Here is a 26,839-nt window from a genome sequence, read left to right on the forward strand (position 1 = left end):
GCCTCCATGAAGCACTTCACCCGCATCTCCGACCTGGGCCCCGCGGGGGTCAAGGAGATCCTCGCCACGGCGGCCGAGTGGAAGCGCAACCGCCCCGGCAAGATCTTCGACGACCGCATCCTCGGCATGGTCTTCTTCAACCCCAGCCTGCGGACGCGGGCCAGCTTCGAGGCGGCCATGCTGCGCCACGGCGGCCACGCCATCGTGCTGGAAGTGGGGGCGGGCACCTGGAAGCTGGAGGACCGCGACGGCGCCATCATGAACGCCGACCGGGCCGAGCATGTGCGTGAGGGCGTGCCGGTGCTGGGCCGCTACGCGGACCTGCTGGCCGTGCGGACCTTCAGCGGCGGCGAAGGCGACGCCACCGACGAACTCGATCCCGTCATCAACGCCTTCCGGCGCTTCAGCACCGTGCCCGTGCTCAGCATGGAGAGCGCGCGTGAGCATCCGCACCAGGGCCTCGCCGACCTGCTCACCATCCAGGAGGCCCACGGCTCGACGAAGGTGCCCGTCACCCTCACCTGGGCGCCCCACATCAAGCCCCTGCCCAAGGCCGTGCCCAATTCCTTCCTGCTCACCGCTGCAGCTTGCGGTGCCGAAATCCGCGTGGCCCATCCGAAGGGCTACGAACTGAGCGCCGAAGTGCGCGCCGAGGCCGAGGCCTACGCCGCCGCCACGGGCGGGAAGATCATCTACACGAACGATCAGGACGCCGCCCTCGAAGGCAGCGCCGCCGTCTACGCCAAGGCCTGGGGACCTTCCACCAGCTCGGGCCTGGAAGCCGCGCCCATGGCCGATCTGGAGAGCTGGATGCCCACCGCCGCCCACATGCAAAAGGCCGCCAAGGAAGCCATCTTCACGCACTGCCTGCCCGTGCGGCGGAACCTCGAGGTGCACGACAGCGTCCTCGACGGCCCCTGGAGCCGCGTCGTCGACGAGGCCGAGAACCGCTTCCACGTGCAGCGGGCCACCCTCCACGCCCTGCTCTCCCAGTCCTAGTTTCCTGACGTTCGATTCCGAGGTTGTGATGCCGCTCTCCCCCAATCCCTACGCCGCCCTCAAAGAAGCCGCCCAGTACGTCCGCCTCTTCCGCGGCAAGACCTTCGTCGTGAAGGTGGGTGGCGACGTGCTCGCCGAGCCCAAGATCCGCAAGGCGCTCTGCGAGCAGATCGCCCTGCTCTGGTCCTTCTCGATCCGCGTGGTGGTGGTGCATGGCGGCGGCGCCGAACTCGACGCCGTCTGCGAGGCCATGAACATCCCCGTGGAAAAGGTGGCGGGACGGCGGGTGACGAGCCCCGAAGTGCTCGACGCCGCCAAGATGGTCTTCGCGGGCCAGGTGCACATGGACCTGCTGGCGGAGCTCCAGGCCAGCGGCGTGCCCGCCGTGGGCCTCACGGGCCTGGACGCGGGCCTCGTGAAGGCGCACAAGCGCCCGCCCGTGGCCGTGGTGCCCGACGGCGCCACCGAATCCCAGATGGTCGATTTCGGCCTCGTGGGCGACATCGACACCATCGATCCCCATGTCCTCAGCCACCTGCTCGAAGGGGGCTTCGTGCCGGTGGTGGCGCCGCTTTCCGGGGGGGAAGACGGCGCCATTTACAACACCAACGCCGATACCATCGCCGCCAGCCTGGCCACGGCCCTCGGCGCCGAGAAGCTGTTCTTCATGCTCTCCGTGCCCGGTCTGCTGAAGGACCTCAAGAAGGCCTCTTCGCTCATCCCCCACGCCACGCTGGAAGAGTTGGCCGGCTTCGAGGCCAAGGGCATCATCAGCGGCGGCATGCGGCCCAAGCTCACGGCCGTGAAGACCGCGCTCCAGGGCGGCGTGCCCAGCGCCCACCTGGTCAGCGGTCTGGCGCCGGATGCGCTGCTGGCGGAGGTCTTCACCAACGAGGGCAGCGGGACGATGATCGTACCTGGGATCGTACCGGGCCTGCCCGTGAGCGCCGGGACCGAGTGATGGCGCCCGAAGAACTCATCACCCTGCTGGTGGGCACGCCCAGCGTGTCCGGCGAGGAAGGCCCCCTGGCGGACCTGCTGCAGGAGCTCCTCGAGTCTCGGGGCTTCGCGGTCCAGCGCCAGGGCAACAACCTCTGGTTCAGTTTCGGCACCCCCGGCGGTGCGCGGCTGATGCTCAATTCGCACCTCGACACGGTGCCCCCCTGCGCGGGCTGGGAGGGCGATCCCTTCACGCCGGTCTGGAACGGCACGCGGCTCCAGGGGCTCGGTTCCAACGACGCCAAGGGCTGCGTCGCCGCCATTCTGCTCGCAGCCTTCGAGCTCTCCCAGCAGAAGCTGGAGGGCGAAGTGGTCGTCGTGCTCAGCGCCGAAGAGGAGACCGGCGGCAACGGCATCGCGACCATCCTCGACCGCCTGGGCCCCCTGGACGGCGCCGTCGTCGGCGAGCCCACGGGCCTGCGCGTCTGCGCGGCCCAGCGGGGCCTGCTCGTGCTCAAGTGCACGGCCCGCGGCCAGAGCGGCCACGTGGCCCATGCGCAGATGCTGGGCACGGAGAACGCCATCCACAAGGCGGCGCGCGACATCGGCCAGGTGGCCGCCATGGACTTTCCCGCCCATCCGCTGCTGGGATCACAGAAGGCCCAGGTCACCCAGATCAGCGGCGGCCTGAGGCGCAATCAGGTGCCGGACGCCTGCGAGTTCTTCATCGACCTGCGCACGGGGCCCGACCAGGACCACGATGCCCTCGCCGCCGACTTCCAGCGGCACCTCGAAAGTGAGGTGCGCGTCCACTCCAAGCGCTACCTGCCCAAGGGCACGGATCCCGGCCACCCCATCGTGCGCGCGGCCCTGCTGGCCGCGGGCAAGGCGGGCCCCGTGGGATCGGGCACCACGTCGGACTGGGCCTTCCTCGGCGACATCCCCGCCGTGAAGGTGGGCCCCGGCGACACCTTCCGCAGCCACGCCCCCAACGAGTACCTCACCCTGCCCGAACTGGAAGCCGGCGCGGCCTTCTACACCCAGCTCGTCCCCGCCTTCTTCAAGATGCAGGTGAAGCATGAAGCCTGATGGTTCGACTCTCTGGGCCAAGGACCTGCCCCTGGACGTGGCCATCCACCGCTTCACCGTGGGCGAGGATCCGGATACAGACCTGGCCCTGCTCGCCTGGGATGCGCTGGGCAGCGCGGCCCACGCCCGGATGCTCGCGTCCGCCGGCCTGCTCGAACCCGCCGACGCCGCGGCCCTCGTGCGGGGCCTGAAGCGCATCGCCAACCTGGCCCGTCAGAACGCCTTCCCCATCCCGCCCCACATGGAGGACGGCCACACCGCCATCGAGGCAGACCTCACGCGGAGCCTCGGCCCCGTGGGCCAGCGCATCCACCTGGGGCGCTCGCGGAACGATCAGGTCATCCTCGCCCTGCGCCTCTACCTGCGCGACGCGCTCCTGCGCCTGGGTGTGCGCGTCTCCGACCTGGCCCAGGCCTTCCTGGGATTTGCTCGCGAGCATCAGCAGACGCCGCTGCCCGGCTACACCCACCTGCGGCGCGCCATGCCCAGCACCTTCGGCATGTGGGGCGCGGCCTTCGCCGAAGGCCTGTTGGAAGAACTGGAGGCCCTCCAATCCGTGTACCAACGGCTCGATCGCTGCCCGCTGGGATCGGCCGCGGGCTTCGGCGTGCCCCTGCCCATCGACCGCGAACTGACGGCGAAGCTGCTCGGGTTTTCAAAGGTTCAGCGCAGCCCCATCGACGTGCAGAACAGCCGGGGACGCCACGAGACGGCCCTGCTGCAGTGGGCCGCCTCCACCGGCGGCGTGATGGAGAAGTTCCTGTGGGACGTCTCTTTCTACAGCACCGAGGAGTTCGGCTTCCTCAAGTTGCCCGACGCCTTCACGACGGGATCGAGCATCATGCCCCAGAAGAAGAATCCTGATGTCGTCGAACTGGCCCGGGGCCGCTGCCGCGAGCTGCGGGGCAATGCGGGGCTGGTGGATCAGATCGGCACCGGCCTGCCCTCCAGCTACCACCGGGACCTGCAGCTGCTCAAGCGCCCCGTCATCCAGGGCCTGCGGCAGGCCGACGAGCTCTTCGCCGTGCTCGCGCGCCTCGTCCCGGCCCTGAAGGTGAATGCAGAGGCCACCGCCACCGCCAGCACCGACGAGCTCTACGCCGCCCACCAGGCCTACGTCTACGTGCAGGGCGGCCTGCCCTTCCGCGAGGCCTACCGCAAGGTGGCCCAGCAGATCCAGGAGGGCACCTTCGCCCCGGATCGCGCCGCCCTCACCGCCACCCACCTCGGGGGGGCCGGCAACCTGGGCCTCGACGACCTGGCGGCCGATCTTGCCGCTGCCCGGGCCTGGATCGAGACCAGGCGCGAGCTTCAAGCGGAAGCGGAGGCAGCGTTGTGGGCGAGCTAGTGGCATCCCCATCGGTTGATTCACCGCGGAGAACGCAGAGGCAACCCTGTCCTTTCTCCGCGCTCTCAGCGTTCTCCGCGGTTGGCGGTTTTCCTCTTCTGAACCTGAAAGGCCTCCCATGAGCAAGCTCGCCGTCCTCGCCTTTTCCGGCGGCCTCGACACCTCCTTCTGCGTGCTCTACCTCAAGGAGCTCGGCTACGACGTGGCCACGGTCACAGTCAACACCGGCGGCTTCTCGCCGGAGGAACTGGCCCGCATCGAGGCGGCCTCGCCCAAGCTCGGCGCCATCAGCCACACAACGGTGGATGCCCGTGGAGGCCTCTTCGAGGGCTACCTGCGCTATCTCGTCTACGGCAACGTGCTGCGCGGCCAGATGTACCCGCTCTCCGTGTCGGCCGAGCGCGTCTGCCAGGCCCGGGCCGTGGCCGAGCTCGCCAAGGACATGGGCGCCGCCGCCATCGCCCACGGATCGACTGGCGCCGGCAACGACCAGATCCGCTTCGATGTCGCCTTCCGCGCGCTGGCGCCCGAGCTCGACATCCTCACGCCCATCCGCGACCTGGGCCTCTCCCGTGCCGAGGAGATGACCTACTGCGCCAAGCGCGGCCACGCCTTCCCGGAGAAGACCAAGGACTACTCCATCAACGAGGGCATGTGGGGCACCAGCGTGGGCGGTCGGGAAACCCTGGACGCCTGGACCACCCTGCCCGAGGCGGCCTTCCCCGGCGGCGTCATCGCGGGCCTGTCCCCGAAGACCCTCACCATCAGTTTCGACGAGGGCGTGCCCGTGGCACTCGACGGCAACGCCATGGACCCCGTCACTCTCATCGCACAGCTCAACGCCGTGGGCCGCCCCTACGGCATCGGCCGCGGCGTGCACCTGGGCGACACCATCCTCGGCATCAAGGGCCGCGTCGGTTTCGAAGCGCCCGCCGCGCACCTGCTCATCGGCGCCCACCGGGAACTGGAGAAGCTGGTGCTCAGCGGCAAGCAGCTCTTCTGGAAGGAGTCCCTGGGCAACCTCTACGGCTCGCTGCTCCACGAGGGCCACTTCTTCGATCCCCTGGCCCGCGATCTGGAGGCCTTCCTCCAGTCCAGCCAGGACCGCGTCCGCGGCGACGTGCGCCTCACCCTGCATCCGCGCACCTTTGTCGTAGAGGGCGTGCAGTCCCCCTACTCCCTGATGGATCCGCGCATCGCCACCTACGGCGAGGCCAACAAGCTCTGGACCGGCGCCGAGGCCGCGGGCTTCGCCAAGGTCTTCGGCGTCCAGCAGACCCTCACCCTCAAAGCCAAGCCCAACTGACCGCACGAGGCCGCCATGACCATGAGAATCCACGTCGACAAGATCGCCTCGGTCACCCGCAACCTGCGGCTGGGCCGCACGCTCACCCTCTCGCCCGAGGTCCTGCTGGAGGAGGGCTCCGTCATCGCCTGCCGCGTGCGGGGCGAGAAGACCACGTACAACCAGCTGGAAGATCCCCACGGCCGCATGAGCACGCTGCATGACGGCGACATCCTCGTGGGCGCCCTGGGCCACCGCAACGCGCTGCAGGGCTACGAGGGCGTCATGCCCGCCTCGCTCAAGCCCGGCGACACCGTGAACCTGCTCAACATGGGCGGCGTCATCGGCCAGTGCCTCTCGCACAATCCCGACGTGGGCAAGCCCTTCGAGCTCGAAGTGCTGGGCCAAGTGCTCGTCTTCCCCGAATTCCAGTCCCGGGCCGGGCAACCCGCCCACGTGCGCATGGGCGCCCTCAAGGGCACGGGCCTCTCCGCCCACTGCCCCGTGATCTACGTGGCGGGCACCTGCATGAACGCGGGCAAGACCGCCGCCGCCTGCGCCACCATCCGCCAGCTCAGCCGCGCCGGGTACCGGGTCGGCGCCTGCAAGCTGACGGGCGTTTCGCTCATGCGCGACGCGCTCGCCATGCGGGACTACGGCGCCGAAGTCGCCCTCGACTTCACGGATGCGGGCATCGTGTGCACCGATGCGGGCAGCGCCGCTGGCGTGTCGCACGTCATCTTCTCCGAGCTGGCCGCCCACGGCGTGGACGTCATCGTGGCCGAAACTGGCGACGGCATCATGGGCGAGTACGGCGTGCAGGCCATCCTCCAGGATCCGGACCTGAAGGCCCTCAGCGGCGTGTTTATCCTTTGCGCCAACGATCCCGTCGGCGTCGCGGGTGCCGTGTCCCACCTGAAGTCCGCCTTCGGCATTCAGGCGGATCTCATCGCGGGCCCCGCCACGGACAACCGCGTGGGCGAGCGCTTCGTCGCCACCCTCGGCCTGCCCGCCCGCAACGCCCGCGCCGACGCCGACGCCCTCGGCAAGTTCGTGCTCGACCTCGTCGCACCCAAGGTCGCGGCCAAGGCCTGATCGGTTGTCTCACCGCGGAGAACGCGGAGCACGCAGAGGAAGACCCAAGCCTCTGTTTCAGTTCTCCGCGCTCTCTGCGTTCTCTGCGGTTGGCGTTTTTCTTGTAGGAATGTCCATGACTTCTGTCGATGTCCTTATCCTCGGGGCTTCCGGCTACGGCGGTGGCGAGCTGCTGCGCTGGCTTTCGAACCATCCGGCGGTAAAGTCCATCCGTGGCACGGCGCGCAGCCAGGCGGGCAAGGCCTTCCACGCCCAGCATCCGAACCTGCGGGGGCTGCTCGACGGCACCTTCGAAGCGGCGCCGGATTGGGCGGCCCTGGCCCAGAGCGACGCCCCCGTGCTGTTCTCCGCCCTGCCCCACGGAGAATTGTCCAAGCACTGGCCCGAGTACCAGGCCGAGTGGGACCGCCTGGGACTCACGGATCGCCTCACGGTCATCGACCTCTCCACGGACTTCCGCCTCGATCCCGCCTGGGTCTATGGCCTGGTGGACTGGAAGCCCGAGCGCATGAGGGGCGCCAAGCGCATCGCCAATCCCGGCTGCTTCGCCACGGCTCTGCAGTTGGCCCTGCTGCCCCTCGCCCCGTGGAAGCCCGCCTTCGTGGCCGTCACGGCCGCCACGGGGTCTTCGGGTTCGGGGGCCGCCGCGTCGGACACGACCCACCATCCCACCCGCGCCAACGATTTCCGCGCCTACAAGATGCTCGGTCACCAGCACGAGGCCGAGGTGCTGCGCACCCTGGCGACGGAAGGCTGGGAGGCGCCCCTCAGCTTCGTGCCGCAAAGCGCGCCCATGGTGCGCGGCATCTTCGCCACGGCCCAGTTCCCGCTCCCGGCAGGTCTGGATCAGGCCGCCCTCCGCGCCCACTACGAGGCCTTCTACAAGGACCGCTTCTTCGTGCGGATGGTGGAGGGATCGCCCCGCGTGGCCGCCACCACCGGCAGCGCCTTCGCCGACCTCGCCGTCACCGCCCGCGCGGGCCACCACGGCCAGCCCGGCCACGCCGCGGTGATGGTCGCCCTCGACAACCTCGGCAAGGGCATGGCCGCCCAGGCCGTGCAGAACCTGAACCTGGCCCTGGGCCTGCCGGAATGGACCGGCCTGAAGATGGCCGGGGGCTATCCGAGCTGAGACAAAAGAACGCCCCTCCCGAGGAAGGGGCGTTGTGCTGAACTTCGTTCGCTAGGGCATCGTGATGATGCCCGAGGTCGTTTCGGCATAACCGTAGGACCCGGCTTCGATGACGCCGAAGGGGGCCGAGGTCGGATCCCAGCTCGGCGATGCAATGGCGCGGACGCAGACCGTGTAGGTATGCCCGGAGGCCAGCAGCCCCGGAGGCACCTGAATGGAGGTGCCCGAAGTGTAGAGGTAGGCCACGAAGCTTTCGGCCGTGGCCCCTCCGGAGGCGGTCAACTCATACAGGGTGATGCGGTAGCCCTTGGCGCCCGTGGACGGCGCGATCCAGGAGAGGGTGTGCGTGGCCAGGGACGGGGCCGGGGCCGTGATATCTCCCGCGCAGCCTGCCCCATTGATCTGGAGGCTGGTGACGGGCACCACCAGGGGCGTGATGGGCACCAGATTGGTCGGCAGCGTGGCGTTGTAGGCCGTCACCCAGTAGCGATGGGTCACGGGGGTGTTCGCACCCAGGGCGAAGTCGCGAAGGAAGGAGACTTCAACGCCCGTCATCGGCGTCAAGCGGCCGGCCGGCAGAGCCACATACGAGATGGGGCCCACGTTCACGTCCGTCGATCCGGTGCCGCCACTGAAGCGGACCAAGTCGACGGTCAGCCCGAAGCTCAGGCCCGTGCGGGCCAGATCCCAGGCGCCCGCCAGCACGCACTCGCTGTCTTCGATCGTTGCGCTGGGTGACACGGCGCTCAGGCAGGCCGTGAAATCCGACAGCTTCAGATTCAGCTGGAAGAGCGTTGCGTCGACCGTTCCGTCGAAATGCCCGCTCACGTGGGAAGCCACGCCGTCGGCCATGGTCAGGGTCCCGATGCCATAGACCTCCTTCGTCACATAGACGGTCTGGCCGCCCACGGTCTGCCGCGCCGCGTGCGTGATCAGGGGATGGTCCCCCTTGGTCGTATCCACGAGGCCACCATGGAACGAAGCGTCTGCCCAGTTGACCGTCATGGCGGTCAGCCCGGTATCCGAAGGACTCGGAACGTTCGTCGTGCCGGGAACCAGAGAGATGTTCTGGGAACCGCGGGTGTTCCAATCGTATTCCTGGATGATGTCGAGGGCCCCCCAGGGCGACATCAGATCGAGGGTGAAATCGACGGAGGTCGGACTCGTCGTCGCCCGGACCAGATCCTTGCGCCCTTGGGTGTAGCTGGCGAGGTCCACCTGGCTCTTGTCGGTCCAGGCGAAGTTGTCGCTGCCCAGGGTCAGCCAGTAGCTGCCCCCGGGAACCGAGGCCACGCTGTAGGACCCGTCCCCGGCGAAGGCGCCTGTCAGGGTGGTGAAGGCGCCACCGCCCGAGGGCACCAGGGCGCCGATCACATGGGGGTCCTGCACCGGATCCAGGCTCACCTGCCCCGTGCCGTTCCAATCCATGGGCGTGTAGTTCAGGAAGCGCGTGCCCCGGATGGTGCCCGTGGGCGTCACGGTCCAGGTCTGCGGGGCCGAGGTGGCTCCCCAGACATCCTTGGCCTCGACGGTGAAGGAGGCGGCCACCCGCTCCTCGCTCGCGGAAGGCGTCCAGCTGAGGGCGTTCCCAGTCAGCGTGGCTCCGGCGGGGCCGTTCGTCAGCTGGTAGGTGATGGCATCGCTTTCGGGATCCGTGGCCGTCACCGTGTAGGTGTAGGCCACGCCGCCCGCGGCGCTGGTGCCTGGTGTGCTCGTGATCGTCGGGGCCTGGTTGCCTGCGGGGGCAACGAGGACGGACCAGCTTTGATCCACGGTCTGGCCATGGCCGTCATCGGCCCGCAGCGTGAAGGCCACCGATCCGGACGCCGAGGGCGTGCCCGTCACCGCGCTTCCGGTGAGGCTGGCCCAGGAGGGCTTGGTCACCAGGCTGTAGGTGACCGTATCGCCGTCCGCATCCGTCGTGGTGGCTGTGTAGGTGTAGGTCGATCCGGTCGTGCCCCCGGTGGGCGCTGTAGAGGTGAACGTCGGCGCCGCGTTGGCCGTCGGCGTCACGCTCCAGGTCTGGTGCTGGGTGCCGCCCAATCCGTCGCTGGCGAGCACGTCGAAGGCCTGGGCCGCGCCCACCTGGGCCGTGCTGGGCGTCCAGGAGATCGTCTTGCTCGTCGCGTCGAAGGTCGCGCCCGCGGGCAGGGTCGGTGCCGTCAGGGTCACGGGATCCGCATCCGCGTCCGTGGCTGTGATCACGTAGCTGTAGGGGTGGTTTTCCTTCCCCGAAGCGGGCGCCGTGGAACTGAAGACCGGCGCCGCGTTGGCGGTGGGCGTCACGCTCCAGGTCTGGTGCTGGGTACCGCCCAATCCATCGCTGGCGACCACGTCGAAGGCCTGGGCCGCGCCCACCTGAGCCGTGCTGGGCGTCCAGGAGATCGTCTTGCTCGTCGCGTTGAAGGTCGCGCCCGCGGGCAGGGTCGGTGCCGTCAGGGTCACGGGATCCGCATCCGCATCCGTGGCTGTGATCACGTAGCTATAGGGGTGGTTCTCCTTGCCCGCAGTGGGCGCCGTGGAGCTGAAGGTCGGCGCCGCGTTGGCGCTGGGCGTCACGCTCCAAGTCTGGTGCTGAGTGCCGCCCAATCCGTCGCTGGCGACGACGTCGAAGGCCTGGGCCACGCCCACCTGGGCCGTGCTGGGCGTCCAGGAGATCGTCTTGCTCGTCGCGTTGAAGGTCGCGCCCGCGGGCAGGGTCGGTGCCGTCAGGGTGACCGGGTCCGAGTCCGCGTCCGTCGCCGAGATCACGTAGCTGTAGGGGTGGTTTTCCTTCCCCGAAGCGGGCGCCGTGGAACTGAAGACCGGCGCCGCGTTGGCGGTGGGCGTCACGCTCCAGGTCTGGTGCTGGGTGCCGCCGAACCCGTCGCTGGCAAGCACGTCGAAGGCCTGGGCCGCGCCCACCTGGGCCGTGCTGGGCGTCCAGGAGATCGTCTTGCTGGTCGCGTTGAAGGTCGCGCCCGCGGGCAGGGTCGGTGCCGTCAGGGTCACGGGATCCGCATCCGCATCCGTGGCTGTAATCACGTAGCTGTAGGGGTGGTTTTCCTTCCCCGAAGCGGGAGCCGTGGAACTGAAGGCCGGCGCCGCGTTGGCGGTGGGCGTCACGCTCCAGGTCTGGTGCGTGGTGCCACCCCGTCCGTCGTCGGCCACCAGATCGAAGGCCTGCGCCGTGCCAGCCTGGGCCGAACTCGGCGTCCAGGCGATCGTCTTGGCTGCCGCGTCAAAGGTGGCGCCCACAGGGTGGGTGGGCAGCGTGAGGGCGATGGTGTCGCCATCGGCATCCGTCACGGCGATGGCATAGGCATAGGCGTGCCCTTCCTTGGCGGAACTGGGGGCGGCACTGGCGAACACGGGCGCCGCGTTGGCCGTGGGCGTCACGCTCCAAGTCTGATGGGTGGTGCCGCCCTTGCCGTCGCTGGCGACCACATCGAAGGCCTGGGCCGATCCGGCCTGAGCTGTCGTGGGAATCCACGAGATGGTGCCAGTGGCCGTATCCAACGCCGCGCCTGCGGGCTGGGCCACCAGGGAGAGGGTGACGGCATCCGCGTCGGCATCCGTCACCGTGATGGTGTAGGTATAGGTGTAGCCTTCCTTGGCGGAAGCGGGCGCGGTGCTGCTGAAGGCAGGTGCCGCATTGGCCGTGGGCGTCACGGTCCAGGCCTGGTGCGTGGCACCCCCCTTCCCGTCGCTGGCCAGCACATCGAAGGACTGGGCCACACCCACCTGAGCCGCGCTGGGGGTCCAGGCGAGCGTCTTGGTCCCCGCATTCAGGGCCGCACCCGCGGGCTGACTCGCCAAGCTAAGGCTGACGGTATCGCCATCGGCATCCGTTGCATTGATCACATAGGTGTAAGCGTGGCCTTCCTTCGCGTCCATCGGAGCCGTGCTGGAAAAGGCCGGCGCATGGTTGGGCGGGGGCGTGTTACTCGAACCACCACCTCCACCTCCACCGCAGGCAGGTACCAGCACCAGCGAGACAAACATGGCTGAAACCCATAGAGCTTGGATATTCGCCCGGGATGAAAGTGGCTTGTTCCGCATATTTCACCTATTCACATGTACGTTTCATCAACGTCGGAAGTTCTGGGGTTCCTTCTGGGACCAAGGACAATCACTGCGTCGTCCTCCTCCTATAACCACGGATGAAACCGGTAGCCGCAGGGTTTGATATGGCTTTGGTCTTCCATATCAAAAAAACAACGCCCCCAGTTCCTCCGGGCGCCCGATCCCCTCTACCCGTAATCGGAATGGGTATTTTCATGGCAGGTGGCCGCCAGAGAATTCTCTAACCAAGGGCCGTCCAGTGCTGCCCCTGGATCTCGGGCCAACCTGGCCCGTTTCGAAGCATCAAGTTCTCGCGTGGTTTTTTTGTGCGGGAAAAGACGCTTTTCAAGCGATACAGAACTTCGCCACACTTGGTTCTTTGCGAAGAGAGATGCACTCCCAAAAACGTCGCTCATGCTGTTCCGCCCCCGACGGTTTGAGAAGTCACAAACAGAGTTGGAAAATTCACTCATTCTAGCGCTCCCCTGGGTCGCGCGGGTGCAGATCAGATTTTTTGAATATCATCCCGTGAAAGGTCATTGAGACTCTTTCTTTATTTAAATGTAGTGGACAACACAGCGCTGGACGACAAGAACTCTCGCTGAACCAGTTCGAGATCAAGACAAACCTAAGTCCTTGGTTGTTAACATGACGGATGCGATCCATGTCACCAACCAAACCTGGAAGATGCGTTCTATTTTAAGGTCCTAGCAGGTTTCGAGCCATGATCTTAGCATCTAGTTCTAAACTAGATATATTAACAAACCCAATCCATTCAAGATACAAAGCCATCAAGATGATGTATGTCTTCATCAATTTGATGACGTTCAAGGGGTGAGATAGCACCGCCCCTTCCACCCCAGCCCAATGCGTAAGAGGGCTTCGTCTGAGCGCCGCCATTTCGAGACGAGGGAATTCCATATCTTGCTCACATCGATATGGATGATTCGAGGGAAGTCCTCATGTTTCCTACGATCCACCCGGAGGATTCTGCGCGAAATCGGTTGAAATCGCGCCCCGGGATTGATCGGTCCGTTTGTGTCCTGTCGATCAGGTATGGATATTTCATAATGATAGTTAAGCAGCTAACACATCAATTATTTAACGCAGTCTTGTTATCACAATTTAGTTGTGATATTTTGACACTTTAATGGTCAAAAAATGAACATACAATAATCATTCCATCGAGTTCTATTGAATTTCACATAATGCAACCTCCTGCATCATGCTTGTCTGTACCCATCTCAAGCGTGAATGCAGCCTCTCCTCTTGGCGAACCCTGGAGATCTATTGATCCTTTAATAGACAACATTTCCGTACGTGGGATGATGATTGACCCTTTCCGGAGCGTCTATGAATCCTTCCCTTCTCACCCGCGAGGCCTTGGGACAGTTCGCCAAAGAAAGCCGCGCAGCTTTCGAGGCCGAGCTGAAGACCCTGGTGGAGATCCCCTCCGTCAGCGCCGATCCGGCCCGTCAGGGTGATGTGCGGCGCTGCGCCGAGGCGGCCCGCAGCCTCTTCGAGCGCCATGGCGGCAAGGCCGAAATTCTGGAAACCAGCGGCAATCCCCTCATCCACGGCTGGTTCGGCGAAGATCCCAGCCAGTCCACCATCACGGTCTACAACCACATGGACGTGCAGCCCGCCAACGAGCCCGAATGGAAGGCCGATCCCTTCACCTTCGTCGTGGACGGCGACACCTACCGCGGCCGTGGGAGCACGGACGACAAGGGCCCGGCCGTGACGGCCTTCTTCGGCGCCCTGGCGGCCCGCAAGGCCGGCGTGCCCCTCAACATCCACTTCCTCTGGGAACTGGAAGAGGAGATCGGCAGCCCCAGCTTCGAGGGCGGCTTGAATCGACACAAAGACCGCCTGAAGACCGATGCCATCGTCGTCAGCGACACGGTCTGGATCACCCGCGGCAAGCCCAGCACTCCCGCCGGACTGCGCGGCCTCAAGGGCTTCCGTCTCACGCTGGAAACGGCCGATCATGACCTGCACAGCGGCGTGGTGGGTGGCGCGGCACGCAATCCGCTCTCCGAACTCATCAAGGTGGTTGCCGAAATGATGGACGGCGAAACCGGCAAGGTGAAGATCCCGGGCTTCTACGACGACGTGGTGAAGCCCTCCAAGCAGGAGCTCGAAGAGTGGGCCAACGCGGGCTTCAGCGTGGAGACCTTCAAGAAGGACCACATGATCACCGGCATGCGCACCGAGGATCCCATCAAGGTCATGAAGCGCGTGTGGGGCCGGCCCACCATGGAAGTCCACGGTATGGTGGGCGGCTACACGGGCCCCGGCATCAAGAGCGCCGTGCCCCCCCGCGCCGAAGTGAAGCTGAGCTGCCGCCTCGTGCCCGACATGGATGAGCACAAGACCATCGCGCTTATCCGCGCCTTCGTGAACGAACGCTTCCCCGACGTGCAGTTCCACGAGGAGCACGGCCTGGCCCCCTTCAAGGGCCACGTCACGGGCCCCTACGCCGAGGCCATCAAGGACGCCTACAAGTTCGCCTTCGACGCGCCCTGCAGCTTCACCCGCGAGGGTGGCAGCATCGGTGCCGTGAAGACCATGGAGGACATCCTCGGCTGCGAAGTCTTCTTCCTCGGCCTCAGCCTGCCCAGCCACGGCTACCACGCCCCCAACGAGAACTACGACTGGGAGCAGGCCTCCGGCGGCATCGCCGCCTTCGCCCACTACTTCCAAACCGTGAGCGGAATCAAGAACTGAGGCTGGTTCACTGCGCAGAAACGCCGGCCTTTGGCCGGTGTTTCTGCGTACGGGATTGATCGGCTAACGCTTCAGCGAGGCCTTGATCTCGGCGAGATCGGCTCTCAGGGTTTGCAGTTCAGAACGAAGGGCATCATTCTCGGCCTTGAGCTCCTGCACGGCCCTCACGGCGTAGGGAATGACCTGCTCGTAGCGAACACCCCAGAGGGCGCTGGTTTCGTCCGCGGGACGCTGCACAGCCGAAGGGAGGATCAGGAAGACATCCTGGGCCAGGAAACCGGCCTCTTCGGTGCCTTCGGCATCCAGGATGAGCCGGCCCCCCACGAAGTGGGCCTGGTGCTTGAAATAGGTCCGAGGTTGGAGCTGCATCAGCAGGTCCAGGGCCTTCCGGATGGGCTGCAGATCCGTCTTCACCCGGGCATCCGAAGTCACCGTCACCGCGTTCACCGAGTGGATGTTCACCGAATACTGGTCCGCCCACTGGTTGCTGGCGGTCCCCAGGCTCACCGCATTGTCCTTGGCCGGAATGACCTGAGTCATGGCGCTGCTCGCACTGCTTCCGAAGCTGAAGCTGGTGAGGCTATCGCCTCCGAAGACGGCCGAATTATCCGCCGTCGCCTGAGCGAAGTAGCCAATGGCGATGCGATTGGTGGCCGTGCCGACATCCACATCAGCCCGCGTACCCAATAGGGTGTTGTTGTTGCCATTGCCGACGTGACCGCCCGCCCCATCCCCGACCAGCACGTTGGCGGATCCTCCGCTCAAGTTGTTGCCCGCGGAGGAACCGATGACCACGTCATTGGACCCGGAGAAGGATCCCCCACCCATGGCCCCGGAACCCACTGCCACGTTGTAGTTCCCGTTGAGGTTGGAAAACATGCACAGGACACCCAGGGCCGTGTTGTCATGCCCGCTGGTGAGCTGGCCCAGGGCCAAATTCCCGAGGCCCGTGTTGTTGATGGCGTTGACATCCATCGTGAAGTTGCCCGCGGAATGGCCGAGGAATGTGTTTTTGCCGCCCAGACCGTTGGTGCTGGCATAGGCATGGAGGAAGGGCATGCGCGTGGGACCGGCGCCATCCCAGATCTGCAGGGCCGAGGTGGCGCCTCCGGCCGGATCGGCGAGCACCAGGTTGTGGGCCAGTTCCACATAGCCGCTATTGGCGTTCTTGATGTCGTTTCCCGTCACGGTCCATGTCCCGGCTGCCGGGGCTGTCCAGGCCGGTGCACCGCTGACCACGGTGAGCACGGTGCCATCGGATCCCACACCAGTCAGGCCCGTTCCGCCGTTGCCGACGGCGAGGGCCGAGCCGGACCAGTTGCCGTTGTTGATGCTATTGAGCGAAGCGAGGGCACCCAGACCGCTCACGTTCGCCACGGGCACGCTGCCGCTGGTGATGGTGCCCAGCGTCGTGATGTTGGCCGACCCCGGCCAGGTGGACAGGGCCGTGTTCTCCACGCTGCCCAACCCCAGGTTCGTCCGGGCGGCGGGCGCCGTCGTCGCGCCCGTGCCGCCATTGGCGACAGCCAGCGCCGAGCCGGACCAGTTGCCGTTGTTGATGCTGTTGAGCGAAGCGAGGGCACCCAGGCCGCTCACGTTCGCCGCGGGCACGCTGCCTGTCGTGACGGTGCCCAGCGTCGTGATGTTGGCCGATCCCGGCCAGGTCGACAGGGCCGTGTTCTCCACGCTGCCCAGCCCCAGGTTCGTCCGGGCCGTGGCGGCCGTCGTCGCGCCCGTACCGCCCTGTGACAGCGTGAGCGCGGTGCTCAGGCCCGTCAGGCTGGTGATGTCGCCGTTGGCGCCCGAACCCGCCGCGCCCAGGGCCGTTCGTGCCGCCAGGGCCGTGGCGGCCCCGGTACCGCCATTGGCCAGGGGCAGGATGCCCGTGGCCTCGGTGGCCAGGTTGAGGGCCGGACCGTTGCTGGCGGCGCTCAGCCGTCCCTGCGCGTCCACCGTGAGGTTGGCGCGAACGTACGAGCCCGGCGTGACAGCGGTGTTGGCCAGGGAGATGGTGCCGCTGGTGGTGATGGGGCCGCCGGTCAGGCCGGTGCCCGTGCCCACGCTGATGACGCCCGAGGCGGCACCGCTGAGGCCGAACATGGACCACACGCTGCCGTCGAACTGGTAGAGGCCCGCGGCGCCGTCGGTCTGATAGACCATCAGACCGAGGCTCGGAGAGGCGATGGCCGCGCGTTGCACCTGGGTCATGCGGGGCGGCAGGAAGCCCTTGGTGGTGCTCGTAAGGTCCAGCAGGGCGCTGGCCGCCGGAGGGCTGATGCCCAGCCCCATGGCGCCCGTGGTGAAGACCGCGTCCGCGCCGTTGAGCGTGAAGGGGCTCGCTCCCGGCTGACCTGGCAGACCCTGGAGGCCCTGGATCCCCTGGATGCCTTGAATGCCCTGGGGCCCCGGAGGTCCCTGGGGCCCCTGCGGGCCCTGGGTGCCCGCCACGGTACTCGCCACCCACTTGCTCCCGTTGAAGACGAGGGCCTGCCCCGTGGTGGGCGGTGCGCTGGTCAGATCCAGCGGGAGGCCCTGCAATTTCATCAGGAGCATCTGGTTCTGGGTGCCAGCCACATCACCGCTGAAGGCACCTACCACTTCCCAGGCGCTGCGGGCCTGGAAGGCCGGCACGATGTCCACGTCCGGCGTCAGGGCCTGGTTCGTGACGGTCACATGCAGCTTCAGTCCGGCCTTGCCCAGCAGGGATACGGGCAGGGGCGGCATGCCCGTGGTGCCCAGCGCGATGGCGTAGAGGCCTTCGCTCACCGTCAAGGTCTGGGCACCGGAGTTCCACTGCTCGGCGCCGCTGCTGTCGAGGATGCTGAAGGTGAAGCTGCGCGCGCCGCTGACGGGCACCGAGGCTTCCATCAACCGGCCCTGGTAGGTCAGGGTGGGCAGCGGCGCGGGGTCCACCGCGGGGACCGTCTGGGCCTGGAGCAACGGCAGCGGGGTGCAGGCGATGAGGGCGCTGAGGGTGGGCGTGAGCAGGGATCGTCGCATGGCGTTCACCTTGAGGAAGCAGGAAGACGGATCAACGTTCACTTCACCGGCGGATCGAAACCGTGGCGGACCTGGATGGCCTCGTTGGCGCTGGCGGCCGTCTTCGCCGGAACGGTCTCGCCCCCCACGACCGCGTTCGAGATCGCGGTTCCCGGCACGGTCTGCGCAGCGCCGAAGGCCTGCACCAGGTGGGGCGAGATCACGGCCGGGGGAGCCGGCGCCAGGATGGTCACCCGCGTGCTCGCGACGTAGCGCACATCCTTCGCCCACACCGCGAAGACCGTGGCGGTGCCCGGCGGGCCGGAAGCCGTGAACAGGCCCGTGGTCGAGATGGACCCTTCGCTGGCGGGCACGACGGACCAGATCACGTCATTGCCCCAGGGCGTGCTGGCACTGAATTGAAGCGTATGTCCAGCCACGACCGTGGGCGCCTCGGGCAGCACGGTCAGCTTCCCGTTCGCCGTGCCGGCCCGGTCGCTCGAGCGGTTGGTGCCGAAGCAGCCCAGTCCAAGCAGCAGGCACGCGAGGGGCAAGAACGAACGGCGCGGCTGCATCACGGCCCCCTAGAAGGTCCAGACGAAGTTGAGGGAGACGACGCTGGTAGGCTGGTTCTCCTGGCCGTAGTGGCTGGACAGGAAGCGTAGCTCCACCTCCGCATGCTTCGTCCACTGGCGCCCGGCGACCAGGCTCAGGCCGAGGCGGGTCCAGTGGCTGGAGCCCGCCGGCGCGAAGGTGCCCGACGGCGTCTCCAGCTGGTTCTGGCTATCCACGGTCCAGTGAAGACCGTGGACGCCCCAGCCCAGGGACCAGCGGTTCTCGTAGAAGAGCTGCTCGAGGCCGAGGCTCTCGTAGCGCACCTTGGTGGTGAGCACCTGATGCAGCCCCGAGACATCGGACACCTGTCGGCCTTCGCGGAAGCGGGCCGCATCGACACGCAGACGCAGCGTCTGCGACAGGCGCGAACCCCACTCCTCGCGGCTGCCCCATTCCACGCGCAGGCCGAAAGCGGGGGCGAGTCCCCCGCCGGTGGTGAGCCGCAGATCCGGAGAGGCCGGCACCAGACCGCCGACCTGGAATCCGAAACGCGGCGAATCCTCCGCCAGCAGCCCTGCCGAAGCCAGGCAGAGGACCGCGGAAAGGGCCAGCCGCGCCCAGCGTCCCCTCATGGTGCCACCTGGAACTGCCCCACAAGAAAACTCATGGGCCACCCCGATCTGACGGCAGGATGCCGCGCGTGTGTCTACGGGGTAGGCTATCGGAGAAATGCGAACTGTCTTGAAAAAACAGTCAGCCCCCGGGGGATCCGGCTACCAGAGCCGCGGCGTGGGCTCTTCGCGAAAGACGGGCAGCGGGCCTGAAGACCGGTCCCCGTTCCAGGTGAAGAAGCGCAGGGCGCCCAGGTAGGGTTTGGCGGCAGGATCGTAGGTCACGGTGATGATCCCCGCCCGGCCCGACGGGCCATCGAACCCATCCCGCCCGTTCATGCCGGAACGGCCACTGGAGCCGCTGGGCGTGCCCGTGCCACCGAAACCACCACTGCCCCCGCGGCCGCCCCGGCCACCGGATCCGCCCCGGCCGCCCTCGGCCCTGAGGGTGAGGGAGCCGCCGCGGGGATCCAGGAGGAAGCGCTCGATCCGGCTGGGGCTGGACACGCTGATCTGGAGCAGGGGTCTCGGCTCCACGCGAAGGGCCACCTGGACGTGCAGGGGTGGCGCGTCTTCCCCAGGCCCGCCGTCCTCGCCGCTGGCGCCATCGTCACCATCGGATCCGTTCCCACCCGGGGAAGGGTTGGCAGGATCAATGGAACCGGTGCTCCCGCTGTGGCCATCCAAGCCGTTGGAACCATCCATGCCGGACCGGCCCGGGCGACCCGAGAAATCAGCCTCGTAGGCCCGGTCATAGCTCAGGGGGATGTCCAGTTCGGCGCGCAGATCCGGATGGCTGGGCACGGTGACGACGAGGTGCGGAAGCCTTCCATCGCTGAGCCGGGGATCCGCCGGAAGGGAGACGATCCCCTTCGCGTCCACCTGCGCGACGCTGGCCGTGATGTGGAGGTCCTCCCACAGCACCTTGCCCCGGCCCTCCCCTTCGGTCCGCAGGATGGTGCCGTCCGGTTGAAGGCATGAGACGACCAGGGGCGACCGATCACCAGGGGCCAGACCCGGTCCCCTGGGCAGGCTCAGCTCCAGCGAGGTGATGGGCGTCTTCTCCAGTCGGACGCGCGCGCCCGTCCAAACCCGGATCGCCGTGCAGCCCGTCGAGGCCAGCAGGAAAGCGAGAAGGCAGGGCGCCCCGCGCCGAAGGCTCGGCCCTGGACGCTGGGGGACAAGGGTGGATGGACGCATGGCGACCTCGCGGGGGTGGGTTCTAGCCCGTGAGGCTAGGTCCCCGGAGGCGCCCCTTCCATCCGCCGAAAGGCTGGGTTTTCCGAATCCGGACCAAAGTCCTGCCGCGTTCGGGGAGCCCTCAGAAGGTGCCCTGCACCAGCCCGCCGTCCACCAGGAGGCTCTGCCCCGTGATGTACGAGGCGGGCACGCCGCAGAGGAAGGCGATGGCGGCGCCGATCTCTTCTGGGTCGCCGATGCGGCCCGCGGGGATGAGGGCGGCGGTGCGGTGGAAGTACTCGGTGGTGGTGATGCCCTCGGCCTGGGACTTCACCTCGGCCAGATGGATCTGCCGGTCGGTCATCACGTGGCCCGGCAGCAGGGCGTTCACGGTGATGCCGTCGCGGGCCGTCTCGGTGGCGAGGGTGCGGGTGAGGCCCGACAGGCCCGCGCGCAACGTCGAGCTGATGGTGAGCAGGGGATAGGGCTGCTTGGCCACGAGGCTCGTGATGTGGACGATGCGCCCCCAGCGCCGGGCCCGCATACCCGGCAGCACGAGGCGCGACAGGCGCACGACGTTCATCAGCGTGGAATCCACGCCTGAGGCCCAGTCGCCATCACTGAGATCGGCGAAGACCGCGGCCTTGGGACCGCCGGTGTTGGTGATGAGGATGTCCACGGGGCCCAGGGCCGATTCGGCCTCCGCGTGCCAGCGGACCAGATCCTCTGCCTTGGACACGTCCACGGAAGCGGTGTGGACGGATACGCCCAGGGCCTGCAGTTCGGCCTTCGCCTTGGCCAGGGCCTCGGCGCCCCGCCCACAGATCGACACGTCGCAGCCCTCGGCCGCCAGGGCCAGGGCCGCGGCCCGTCCCAGGCCCTTGCTGCCCGCCGCCACCATGGCCACCTTGCCTCGAATGCCCAGATCCATGTCGTCCTCCTAGTTCATCGTGGCGCGCAACTCGACCAGCACCTGGTCGGCCTCATCCACGCGGATGAGGCCCAGGCGGGGGTATTCGAGGTCGAGGATCACGAAGATGGTGATGGAAAAGAGGGCGGCGAAGCCCAGGATGTGCGCCCAGCTGCGCACCTTGCCTTCGGCCATGCCATAGCCCGCCAGCAGGGCGCTGGCCAGGGTCAGGGCACCGAGCATGAGGTAGACGACGCTGGGCGGATGCTGGTTCATGGCCATGGCGCGGGTGGTGGTGATGTCGATCATCTCGTTCAGGGCCGGAAGCATCAGCATGGTGGGCGGCGTCGGCGCCTCGGACTTGCAGGCCGTCACGGCCTTGGACCAGATGCGGTTCTGAAGCTGGAGGGCGCGGGCCGCGCCTGCGCGAGAGACCGGCGAATCCAGGGGGTTCTGGAAGGTGGCCAGGCGCGCGTCGAGATACTGGCGGAAGTCCTCGCGTAGCGCCTGCTGCGCGGTGGCGGGCAGCAGATCCAGGCGCAGGTAGGCCGTGCCGATGGCGTTCGCCTCCTGGGCCACCAGCTGGCGCCGCGCATCGAACCTCGCGGCGGCCCCGGAAAAGGTGAAGGCCATCAGCAGGCCCATCAACCCGAACACCGCGCCTTCCAAGGTGCCGAAAGCCTTGGCCCCGCCCCCGGCATCCCGCGCCAACTGCCGCTTCCCGAGGCGGCGTCCCGCCTCCTGGAGCCCGAGCATCCCCAGGAACAGCGCCAGGGAGGTGATCAACGTGGCGGGGGTGAAGGCCATGCCTGGGATCTCCGTTGGAAAAGGTCCACATGCTAGCACTGAGCCTTTTGACAGAACGGGGTTCTCCTACCACCGTGAAGCATGCGTTCCCCGTCCTCCCGTTTTCCCCTCGCGATGCTCATCGCGGTCTCGACCGTCTTCCTGCTGCTCGGCTGGGCCCCCAGGGCCGACCGCTTCACCTGGTTCATGGAGAACCTGCCGGTGATCCTCGGCGTACCGGTACTGGTGGCCACGCACCGGCGTTTTCCGCTTTCGAACCTGCTCTACGCCCTGCTCGCCCTCCATGCCCTCGTGCTGATGGTGGGCGGCTACTGGACCTACGCGGAGGTGCCCGCGGGCCACTGGGTGCAGCGGTACCTGCACCTGGCACGCAACCCCTACGATCGCCTGGGCCACCTCTTCCAGGGCTTCGTACCCGTACTGCTGTTCCGGGAGGTGCTCCTCCGCAGGAACGTCCTGCGACCCGGTGGCTGGTCCGTGTTCGTGCTGATCCTCATGGCCCTGGGACTGAGCGCGGCCTATGAATTGCTGGAATGGCAGACGGCCGTGTGGACGGGCAGTTCGGCCGAAGCTTTCCTCGGCACCCAGGGCGATCCCTGGGATACCCAGTGGGACATGGCCTGCGCCCTGATCGGAGCCATCGCCGCCCTGACGAGCCTATCCCGGGCCCAGGACCGACTCATACAGGATCAGCACCCAAATTAAGCATGTCCGGTAAAATGCCGATATAAAATCAATTGATCAAATCGTCCTGCCCACCGGAGTCTCCATGGCCTTCGTGGATCAATCCCGTCAGGATTCTATGCCCGCCACCTACTTCGCATCGCCGGAGCGATCCTCCCGGGAGCTGCTCCGCCTGGAGGCCGAGGCCTGTCTGAACCATCCGGTGGCCGGCTTCCTCATGGAAGCCCTGGATGGCCTGGTGCTGATTCTCGATACCCACCGGCAGGTGCTTGCCACCAACGACCGTGTGCTGCAGGTGACGGATCCGGCGGACGGCACGCCCCTGGGGCGGCGCCCCGGCGAGCTCTTTGGTTGCATCCACGTGCCCGAGGCTCCCAACGGGTGCGGCACCAACCACGCCTGCGCCCACTGCGGCGCCGTGCTCACGGTCTTGAAGGCCCAGCGCCAGGGTAAGCCCGTTCGCTCCGAATGCCTGCTCACCTTGCAGAACGGCGACCTGCTGGAAAGTTCGGAATACGAGATCGTCGCCAGCCCGCTCTCCGTGGGTCCCTACGATCTCATCGCCGTGGTGCTGCACGACCTCAGCGCCGCCAAGCGTAGGGATGCACTGGAGCGGCTCTTCTACCACGACGTGGCCAACCTCATGCAGGGTATCCGCGGCTGGGCGGATCTGCTGGCCTCCGGCGCCACCAGCTCCAAGGCCGTGGCCCAGAAGCTGGCCCACCTCACGGACCTGCTGGACCGGGAACTCAAGAGCCACCGGGCCATGGCCCAGGCCGAGCACGGACAGCTCAAGCCGAGGATCCGGGTCACCCTGCCCCAGGAGATCCTGCGGGACGTCGGCGATCTGCTGGAGCGCCACGCCCTGGCCCGCGATCGCAACATCCGCATCCTCCCGGCCCCGGAAGACCTCGTACCCACGGATCCCGAACTGCTGTCGCGGATCCTTCTCAACATGGCCGTGAACGCCATCGAGGCCTCCTTCATGGGCGAGGCCATCACGCTCTCCGCCGAACTCGAAGGACCGCTCATCTGCTTCAAGGTCCACAACCCCGGCGTGATCCCCGAAGAGATCCACAGCCGCATCTTCCAGCGCTCCTTCAGCACCAAGGGCACGGCGGGGCGCGGCCTCGGCACCTATGCCATGAAACTTTTCGGAGAGAACGTGCTGCAGGGGAAGGTCGGCTTCGACACCGGTTCCGAGGGCACCACGTTCTGGGTCCGCATCCACCGCTGAGCCCACATTCACCTCTGAGCCCGCCCCCAGTCAGTCCAATGTCGGACCACTGATACCATCCAGGCATGCCCGCCCTGGAACTCGTCTCTCTCACCAAACGGTTCGGCGACAAGACCGCCGTCGATGACCTCAACCTGAGTCTTGAACCCGGCGCCTTCCTCGGCCTGCTGGGACGCAACGGCGCCGGAAAGTCCACCACGCTGAAGATGGTGACGGGTCTGCTGAATCCCACCTCGGGAAGCATCCGCGTGCTGGGCCTCGACCTCGCCGCCGATCCCCTGGCCGTGAAGCGCCAGATCGGCGCCATGCCCGAGGATATGGCCCTGCTCGACATGCTTAGCGGTCCCCAGTACCTGCGCTTCGTGGGCCGCATGTACGGCCTGCCCGACGCCCTCATCGACAGCCGCCGCGAAGAGCTCTTCGACAAGCTGGATCTGGCGGTGACGCCGAAAACCCTGCTCGCCGACTACAGCTTCGGCATGAAGAAGAAAGTCGCCCTCTGCGCGGCGCTGATCCACGCCCCACGCATGGTGTTCCTCGACGAGCCTTTCGAAGGCATCGATCCCGTCACCAGCCGCACCATCAAGGACATCCTGCACAGCCTTCAGCAGAGCGGCGTGACCCTCGTGCTCACCAGCCACATCCTGGAAGTGGTGGAGCGGCTCTGCCCCCTCATCGCCATTCTCGATGAGGGCCAGCTCAAGGGCTTCGGAACCCTGGAGGAGCTGCGCCGCGGCAGCGAAAGCCTGGAGCAGCTCTTCGTCGATCTCGTCGGTGGCGCCCAGAAGGGGGAACTGTCGTGGCTCTAGGCTCGCGGCTGGTGGTCTTCCGGGCCCTGCTGGCGGCCCATGCGCAAACCTCCTGGAACCGCTCGGCCCGCGAAATGGGACGCCAGGGCGTGGTCCTGATGATCACGCTCACCTGCCTGGTGGGTCTGCTCGGCGTCGGCCCGCTCTTCCTGGGCCTGGGCGCCCTGGGCTGGATGCTGGGCGGCACCCTCCAGAAGCCCCTGGCCGTGGGTTTCCTGGGCCTGGTCCTCGCCCTGATCGGCCTGGGCGGCGGCCTCTTCGGGGGGGTCCTCGGCGGGGCCCGCCAGCTGAACTGGGAGGCCTACCGGGGCTTTCCCCTGAAGCTGCGCACCCTCTACTTCGCCGAACTCGTCGCGGGCCTTGGCGATCCCCTGCCCCTCCTGCTCGGCGCGGGTCTCGCGGCCTTCGTCACGGGCCTGGCCATCGGTTCGCCGGCCCTGCTGCCGCTCCTGCCACTGATCCTGGTGGAAACATTATTCACGCTGCTCGCCCTGCAGCTCCTCGTGGGTGGCCTGGCCGCCGCGCTGGTGAAGCGGCTGCGCCTCGCGCTCACCCTGCTCATCATGCTCGCCTGGGTGGGCTCGACCCTCGCCACTTCCCAGTTGCCCCACCGCGCCAAGGCGCATGAGACCACCCCCGTGGCGGCCCCGCAGCGCGCGGAGCGGAACGCGCGGATCGAGGCGATGACGCGGCGCGGCCTCGCCATCCTGTCCGCCCTGCCCAGCCACGCGGCGGCCGAAAGCCTGGCCAGGGTTCGAGAGGGACGGTGGGCCTCGGCCTTCGCCCTGCACGCCTACCCGCTCGCGGTGCTCGCCCTGCTCATGCTGCTGGGGGCCCGAGTGGTGGCGCGCGAATCCCGCGACGAGCGCACCGTCGAGGCGCCCCGCGGGCCCGACCGGCTCTGGACTTTCCAGGGGCCCGCCGAAGGCATCGGCCGGCTCCACTTCCGCACCCTCATGGCCAGCCAGCTCGGAAGGTTCGCCTTCCTCATGCCCGTGATGACCCTCGTGCTGCTCAAGGGCCCCTTCGCCCAGATGCGCGGCCAGTCCCTGTGGGCCGTGCCCGCGGCCTTCGCCTACCTCTCCCTGGTGGGGAACAACGTCATGCTCAACCAGTTCGGGTTGGACCGCCACGGCGTCAAGGCGCTGCTGCTGCTGCCCGTGACGGCCGAGGATCTGCTCAAGGGCAAGCTGCTCGGCATGGCCGCCCACCAGGGACTGCAGGCCCTTCTGCTGGCGCTCCTGCTGGCCGTCTTTGAACGCGCGACTCTCGCGCCGCTCCTCGCCGGCGTGTTGATGCTGGGCTGCGTCTTCCTCGCCCAGGGCTGCGTCGGCCAGTGGACTTCGCTCTGGGCGCCTCGCCCCATGGCCATGAACAGCCTGAAGAACAGCAACATGCCCTTCGCCGTCGGCATGCTGAGCCTGGCCACGTCGGGCCTGTGGACGGGCCTCTTCGGTGGCGCCTTCGCCCTCTGCGCCTGGCTGGCGCCCGCCTGGCTCGTGCCCCTCATGGCCCTGCTCTTCGGCCTCACCCTGCTGGCCCACCTGGCGCTGTTGCCCACGGCCGCCGCCTACCTGGATCGCCGCCGCGAGATCCTCGTGGAGCGCCTCGGATGATGGATCCCGCCGCCCTCCGCCTCGCCGCCGATCTGGGCGGGACGCTGCTCAGCGGCGCCGGCGGCGGCCTCCTGCTGGTGGAGCGCCTCCAGGCCCATGGCCTGCCCCAGGTGGCCGTGCTCGGACGCGACGCGGCCGATCTGCGCGAGCCGCTGGAAGCCGCGGCGCGCGCCCAGGCCGGTGGGTTGCAGCTGAACCTGCTCGCCCTCCTGCCTCTGCCCGACTGCGATCTGCGGGCCGCGCTCGAAACCCACCGCCGCCGCCTCGGCGCCCTCGTGGCCGCCCTCGATGCGGGCCTGCCCTGGCTGGGTGATGCGCCCATGCTGGCGCTGCGCCTGCCCGGACGCATCACCTGTGAGGTTCCCGCGCCCCTCGCGAAGGCGCCCATGGGGCCGCTGGAAAAGGCGGAGTTGAAGGCCTTTCTTCCGGATTGGGAAAAGGGCCGCCGGAAGCAGGTGTTCCGCCAACCGGAATGGCGGCCGGTGCCGGAGGGTTTCGAAACGGACCTTTGGCCCGGTGTCTCCCTTCCTGAAGGCGCGCAACTGCGCGTGCCTCCCCTGGAGCTGCCCTTCGCCACGCCTCTCACGGATGCGCTGCGGGCCGCGCTGCGGATGGCCACGGAGGCGCCCGTGCCCTTCCTTCCCCTGCCCGGGGATCCCGCGCCCCTCCACGCCCTGCGCACGCTCACGCCCGAGATCGCGGTGTTCCGCGGCCCCCTCCATGCCTGGGAACTGGCCCTGGCGAATCTGTCGCGCCTGCCCGGCCCGCCGCATTTCTGCGCGCGGTGCTGA

The 26,839-nt window shown here is 67.5% G+C and carries 20 protein-coding genes; 13 read left to right on the plus strand and 7 right to left on the minus strand.

From position 1 onward, the window contains the following. Positions 1 to 6 precede the first annotated feature (6 nt). The 7 genes from QSJ34_RS14840 (at position 7) to argC (ending at position 7,887) form a co-directional block, all read left to right on the plus strand. Complete coding sequence (locus QSJ34_RS14840) at positions 7 to 999, plus strand: N-acetylornithine carbamoyltransferase (RefSeq protein ID WP_285576681.1); 993 nt, start codon at positions 7 to 9, stop codon at positions 997 to 999. A gap of 28 nt (positions 1,000 to 1,027) precedes the next feature. Further along, positions 1,028 to 1,960, plus strand: a complete 933-nt coding sequence (gene argB / locus QSJ34_RS14845) for an acetylglutamate kinase (protein ID WP_285576683.1) — start codon at positions 1,028 to 1,030, stop codon at positions 1,958 to 1,960. After that, on the plus strand, positions 1,960 to 3,027 hold the full coding sequence (locus tag QSJ34_RS14850; protein WP_285576686.1) for a M20/M25/M40 family metallo-hydrolase: 1,068 nt from the start codon (positions 1,960 to 1,962) through the stop codon (positions 3,025 to 3,027). Before argB ends, QSJ34_RS14850 begins: the two co-directional genes overlap by 1 nt. Then, the gene (gene argH, locus QSJ34_RS14855; protein WP_285576688.1) at positions 3,017 to 4,375 is read left to right on the plus strand and encodes an argininosuccinate lyase; all 1,359 of its coding nucleotides are present in this window, start codon (positions 3,017 to 3,019) and stop codon (positions 4,373 to 4,375) included. Before QSJ34_RS14850 ends, argH begins: the two co-directional genes overlap by 11 nt. A 118-nt stretch (positions 4,376 to 4,493) precedes the next feature. Beyond that, a complete protein-coding gene (argG, locus tag QSJ34_RS14860; protein ID WP_285576689.1) occupies positions 4,494 to 5,681 on the plus strand; it encodes an argininosuccinate synthase in 1,188 nt (395 codons plus the stop codon). A 15-nt stretch (positions 5,682 to 5,696) separates the two neighbouring features. Next, complete coding sequence (locus QSJ34_RS14865) at positions 5,697 to 6,755, plus strand: hypothetical protein (RefSeq protein ID WP_285576691.1); 1,059 nt, start codon at positions 5,697 to 5,699, stop codon at positions 6,753 to 6,755. Positions 6,756 to 6,870: 115 nt separating this feature from the next. Continuing rightward, positions 6,871 to 7,887 carry an N-acetyl-gamma-glutamyl-phosphate reductase gene (argC, locus tag QSJ34_RS14870; protein WP_285576693.1) on the plus strand — a complete coding sequence of 339 codons (1,017 nt, stop codon included), beginning with the start codon at positions 6,871 to 6,873 and terminating at the stop codon, positions 7,885 to 7,887. A gap of 51 nt (positions 7,888 to 7,938) precedes the next feature. Here argC and QSJ34_RS14875 read toward each other — a convergent pair whose 3' ends face one another. After that, on the minus strand, positions 7,939 to 11,871 hold the full coding sequence (locus tag QSJ34_RS14875) for a putative Ig domain-containing protein (RefSeq protein WP_285576695.1): 3,933 nt from the start codon (positions 11,869 to 11,871) through the stop codon (positions 7,939 to 7,941). 1,413 nt (positions 11,872 to 13,284) lie between these two features. Here QSJ34_RS14875 and QSJ34_RS14880 point away from each other — a divergent pair. Next, complete coding sequence (locus QSJ34_RS14880; protein WP_285576697.1) at positions 13,285 to 14,661, plus strand: M20/M25/M40 family metallo-hydrolase; 1,377 nt, start codon at positions 13,285 to 13,287, stop codon at positions 14,659 to 14,661. Between the two features lie 63 nt (positions 14,662 to 14,724). On the opposite strand, the gene QSJ34_RS14885 is transcribed toward QSJ34_RS14880, so the two are convergent. The 6 genes from QSJ34_RS14885 to QSJ34_RS14910 all read right to left on the minus strand — a co-directional run bounded on the left by QSJ34_RS14885 (position 14,725) and on the right by QSJ34_RS14910 (position 21,702). After that, entirely contained in the window at positions 14,725 to 17,661 is a 2,937-nt protein-coding gene (locus tag QSJ34_RS14885) for a tail fiber domain-containing protein (RefSeq protein WP_285576699.1), read from the minus strand. 38 nt (positions 17,662 to 17,699) lie between these two features. Then, a complete protein-coding gene (locus QSJ34_RS14890) occupies positions 17,700 to 18,215 on the minus strand; it encodes a hypothetical protein (protein WP_285576701.1) in 516 nt (171 codons plus the stop codon). Positions 18,216 to 18,224: 9 nt separating this feature from the next. Beyond that, the gene (locus tag QSJ34_RS14895) at positions 18,225 to 18,827 is read right to left on the minus strand and encodes a hypothetical protein (protein WP_285576704.1); all 603 of its coding nucleotides are present in this window, start codon (positions 18,825 to 18,827) and stop codon (positions 18,225 to 18,227) included. Positions 18,828 to 18,968: 141 nt separating this feature from the next. After that, the gene (locus QSJ34_RS14900; protein ID WP_285576707.1) at positions 18,969 to 20,006 is read right to left on the minus strand and encodes a hypothetical protein; all 1,038 of its coding nucleotides are present in this window, start codon (positions 20,004 to 20,006) and stop codon (positions 18,969 to 18,971) included. A 121-nt stretch (positions 20,007 to 20,127) separates the two neighbouring features. Further along, positions 20,128 to 20,916 (minus strand): SDR family oxidoreductase, encoded by a 789-nt coding sequence (locus QSJ34_RS14905; RefSeq protein ID WP_285576710.1) that lies wholly within the window; start codon positions 20,914 to 20,916, stop codon positions 20,128 to 20,130. A 9-nt stretch (positions 20,917 to 20,925) separates the two neighbouring features. Then, complete coding sequence (locus QSJ34_RS14910) at positions 20,926 to 21,702, minus strand: bestrophin-like domain (protein ID WP_285576712.1); 777 nt, start codon at positions 21,700 to 21,702, stop codon at positions 20,926 to 20,928. 81 nt (positions 21,703 to 21,783) lie between these two features. Between QSJ34_RS14910 and QSJ34_RS14915 the strand changes: the two genes are divergently transcribed. From QSJ34_RS14915 to QSJ34_RS14935, 5 genes are all read left to right on the plus strand, one after another. Next, entirely contained in the window at positions 21,784 to 22,407 is a 624-nt protein-coding gene (locus QSJ34_RS14915) for a DUF2238 domain-containing protein (protein ID WP_285576714.1), read from the plus strand. Between the two features lie 64 nt (positions 22,408 to 22,471). After that, positions 22,472 to 23,623 carry a sensor histidine kinase gene (locus QSJ34_RS14920; protein ID WP_285576716.1) on the plus strand — a complete coding sequence of 384 codons (1,152 nt, stop codon included), beginning with the start codon at positions 22,472 to 22,474 and terminating at the stop codon, positions 23,621 to 23,623. A gap of 65 nt (positions 23,624 to 23,688) precedes the next feature. Beyond that, complete coding sequence (locus QSJ34_RS14925; RefSeq protein ID WP_285576718.1) at positions 23,689 to 24,432, plus strand: ABC transporter ATP-binding protein; 744 nt, start codon at positions 23,689 to 23,691, stop codon at positions 24,430 to 24,432. Further along, positions 24,423 to 26,048, plus strand: a complete 1,626-nt coding sequence (locus tag QSJ34_RS14930) for a hypothetical protein (RefSeq protein ID WP_285576719.1) — start codon at positions 24,423 to 24,425, stop codon at positions 26,046 to 26,048. Before QSJ34_RS14925 ends, QSJ34_RS14930 begins: the two co-directional genes overlap by 10 nt. Continuing rightward, complete coding sequence (locus tag QSJ34_RS14935) at positions 26,045 to 26,839, plus strand: hypothetical protein (protein ID WP_285576720.1); 795 nt, start codon at positions 26,045 to 26,047, stop codon at positions 26,837 to 26,839. Before QSJ34_RS14930 ends, QSJ34_RS14935 begins: the two co-directional genes overlap by 4 nt.

The sequence above is a fragment of the Geothrix limicola genome, from assembly GCF_030268085.1.
GTDB lineage: Bacteria > Acidobacteriota > Holophagae > Holophagales > Holophagaceae > Geothrix > Geothrix limicola.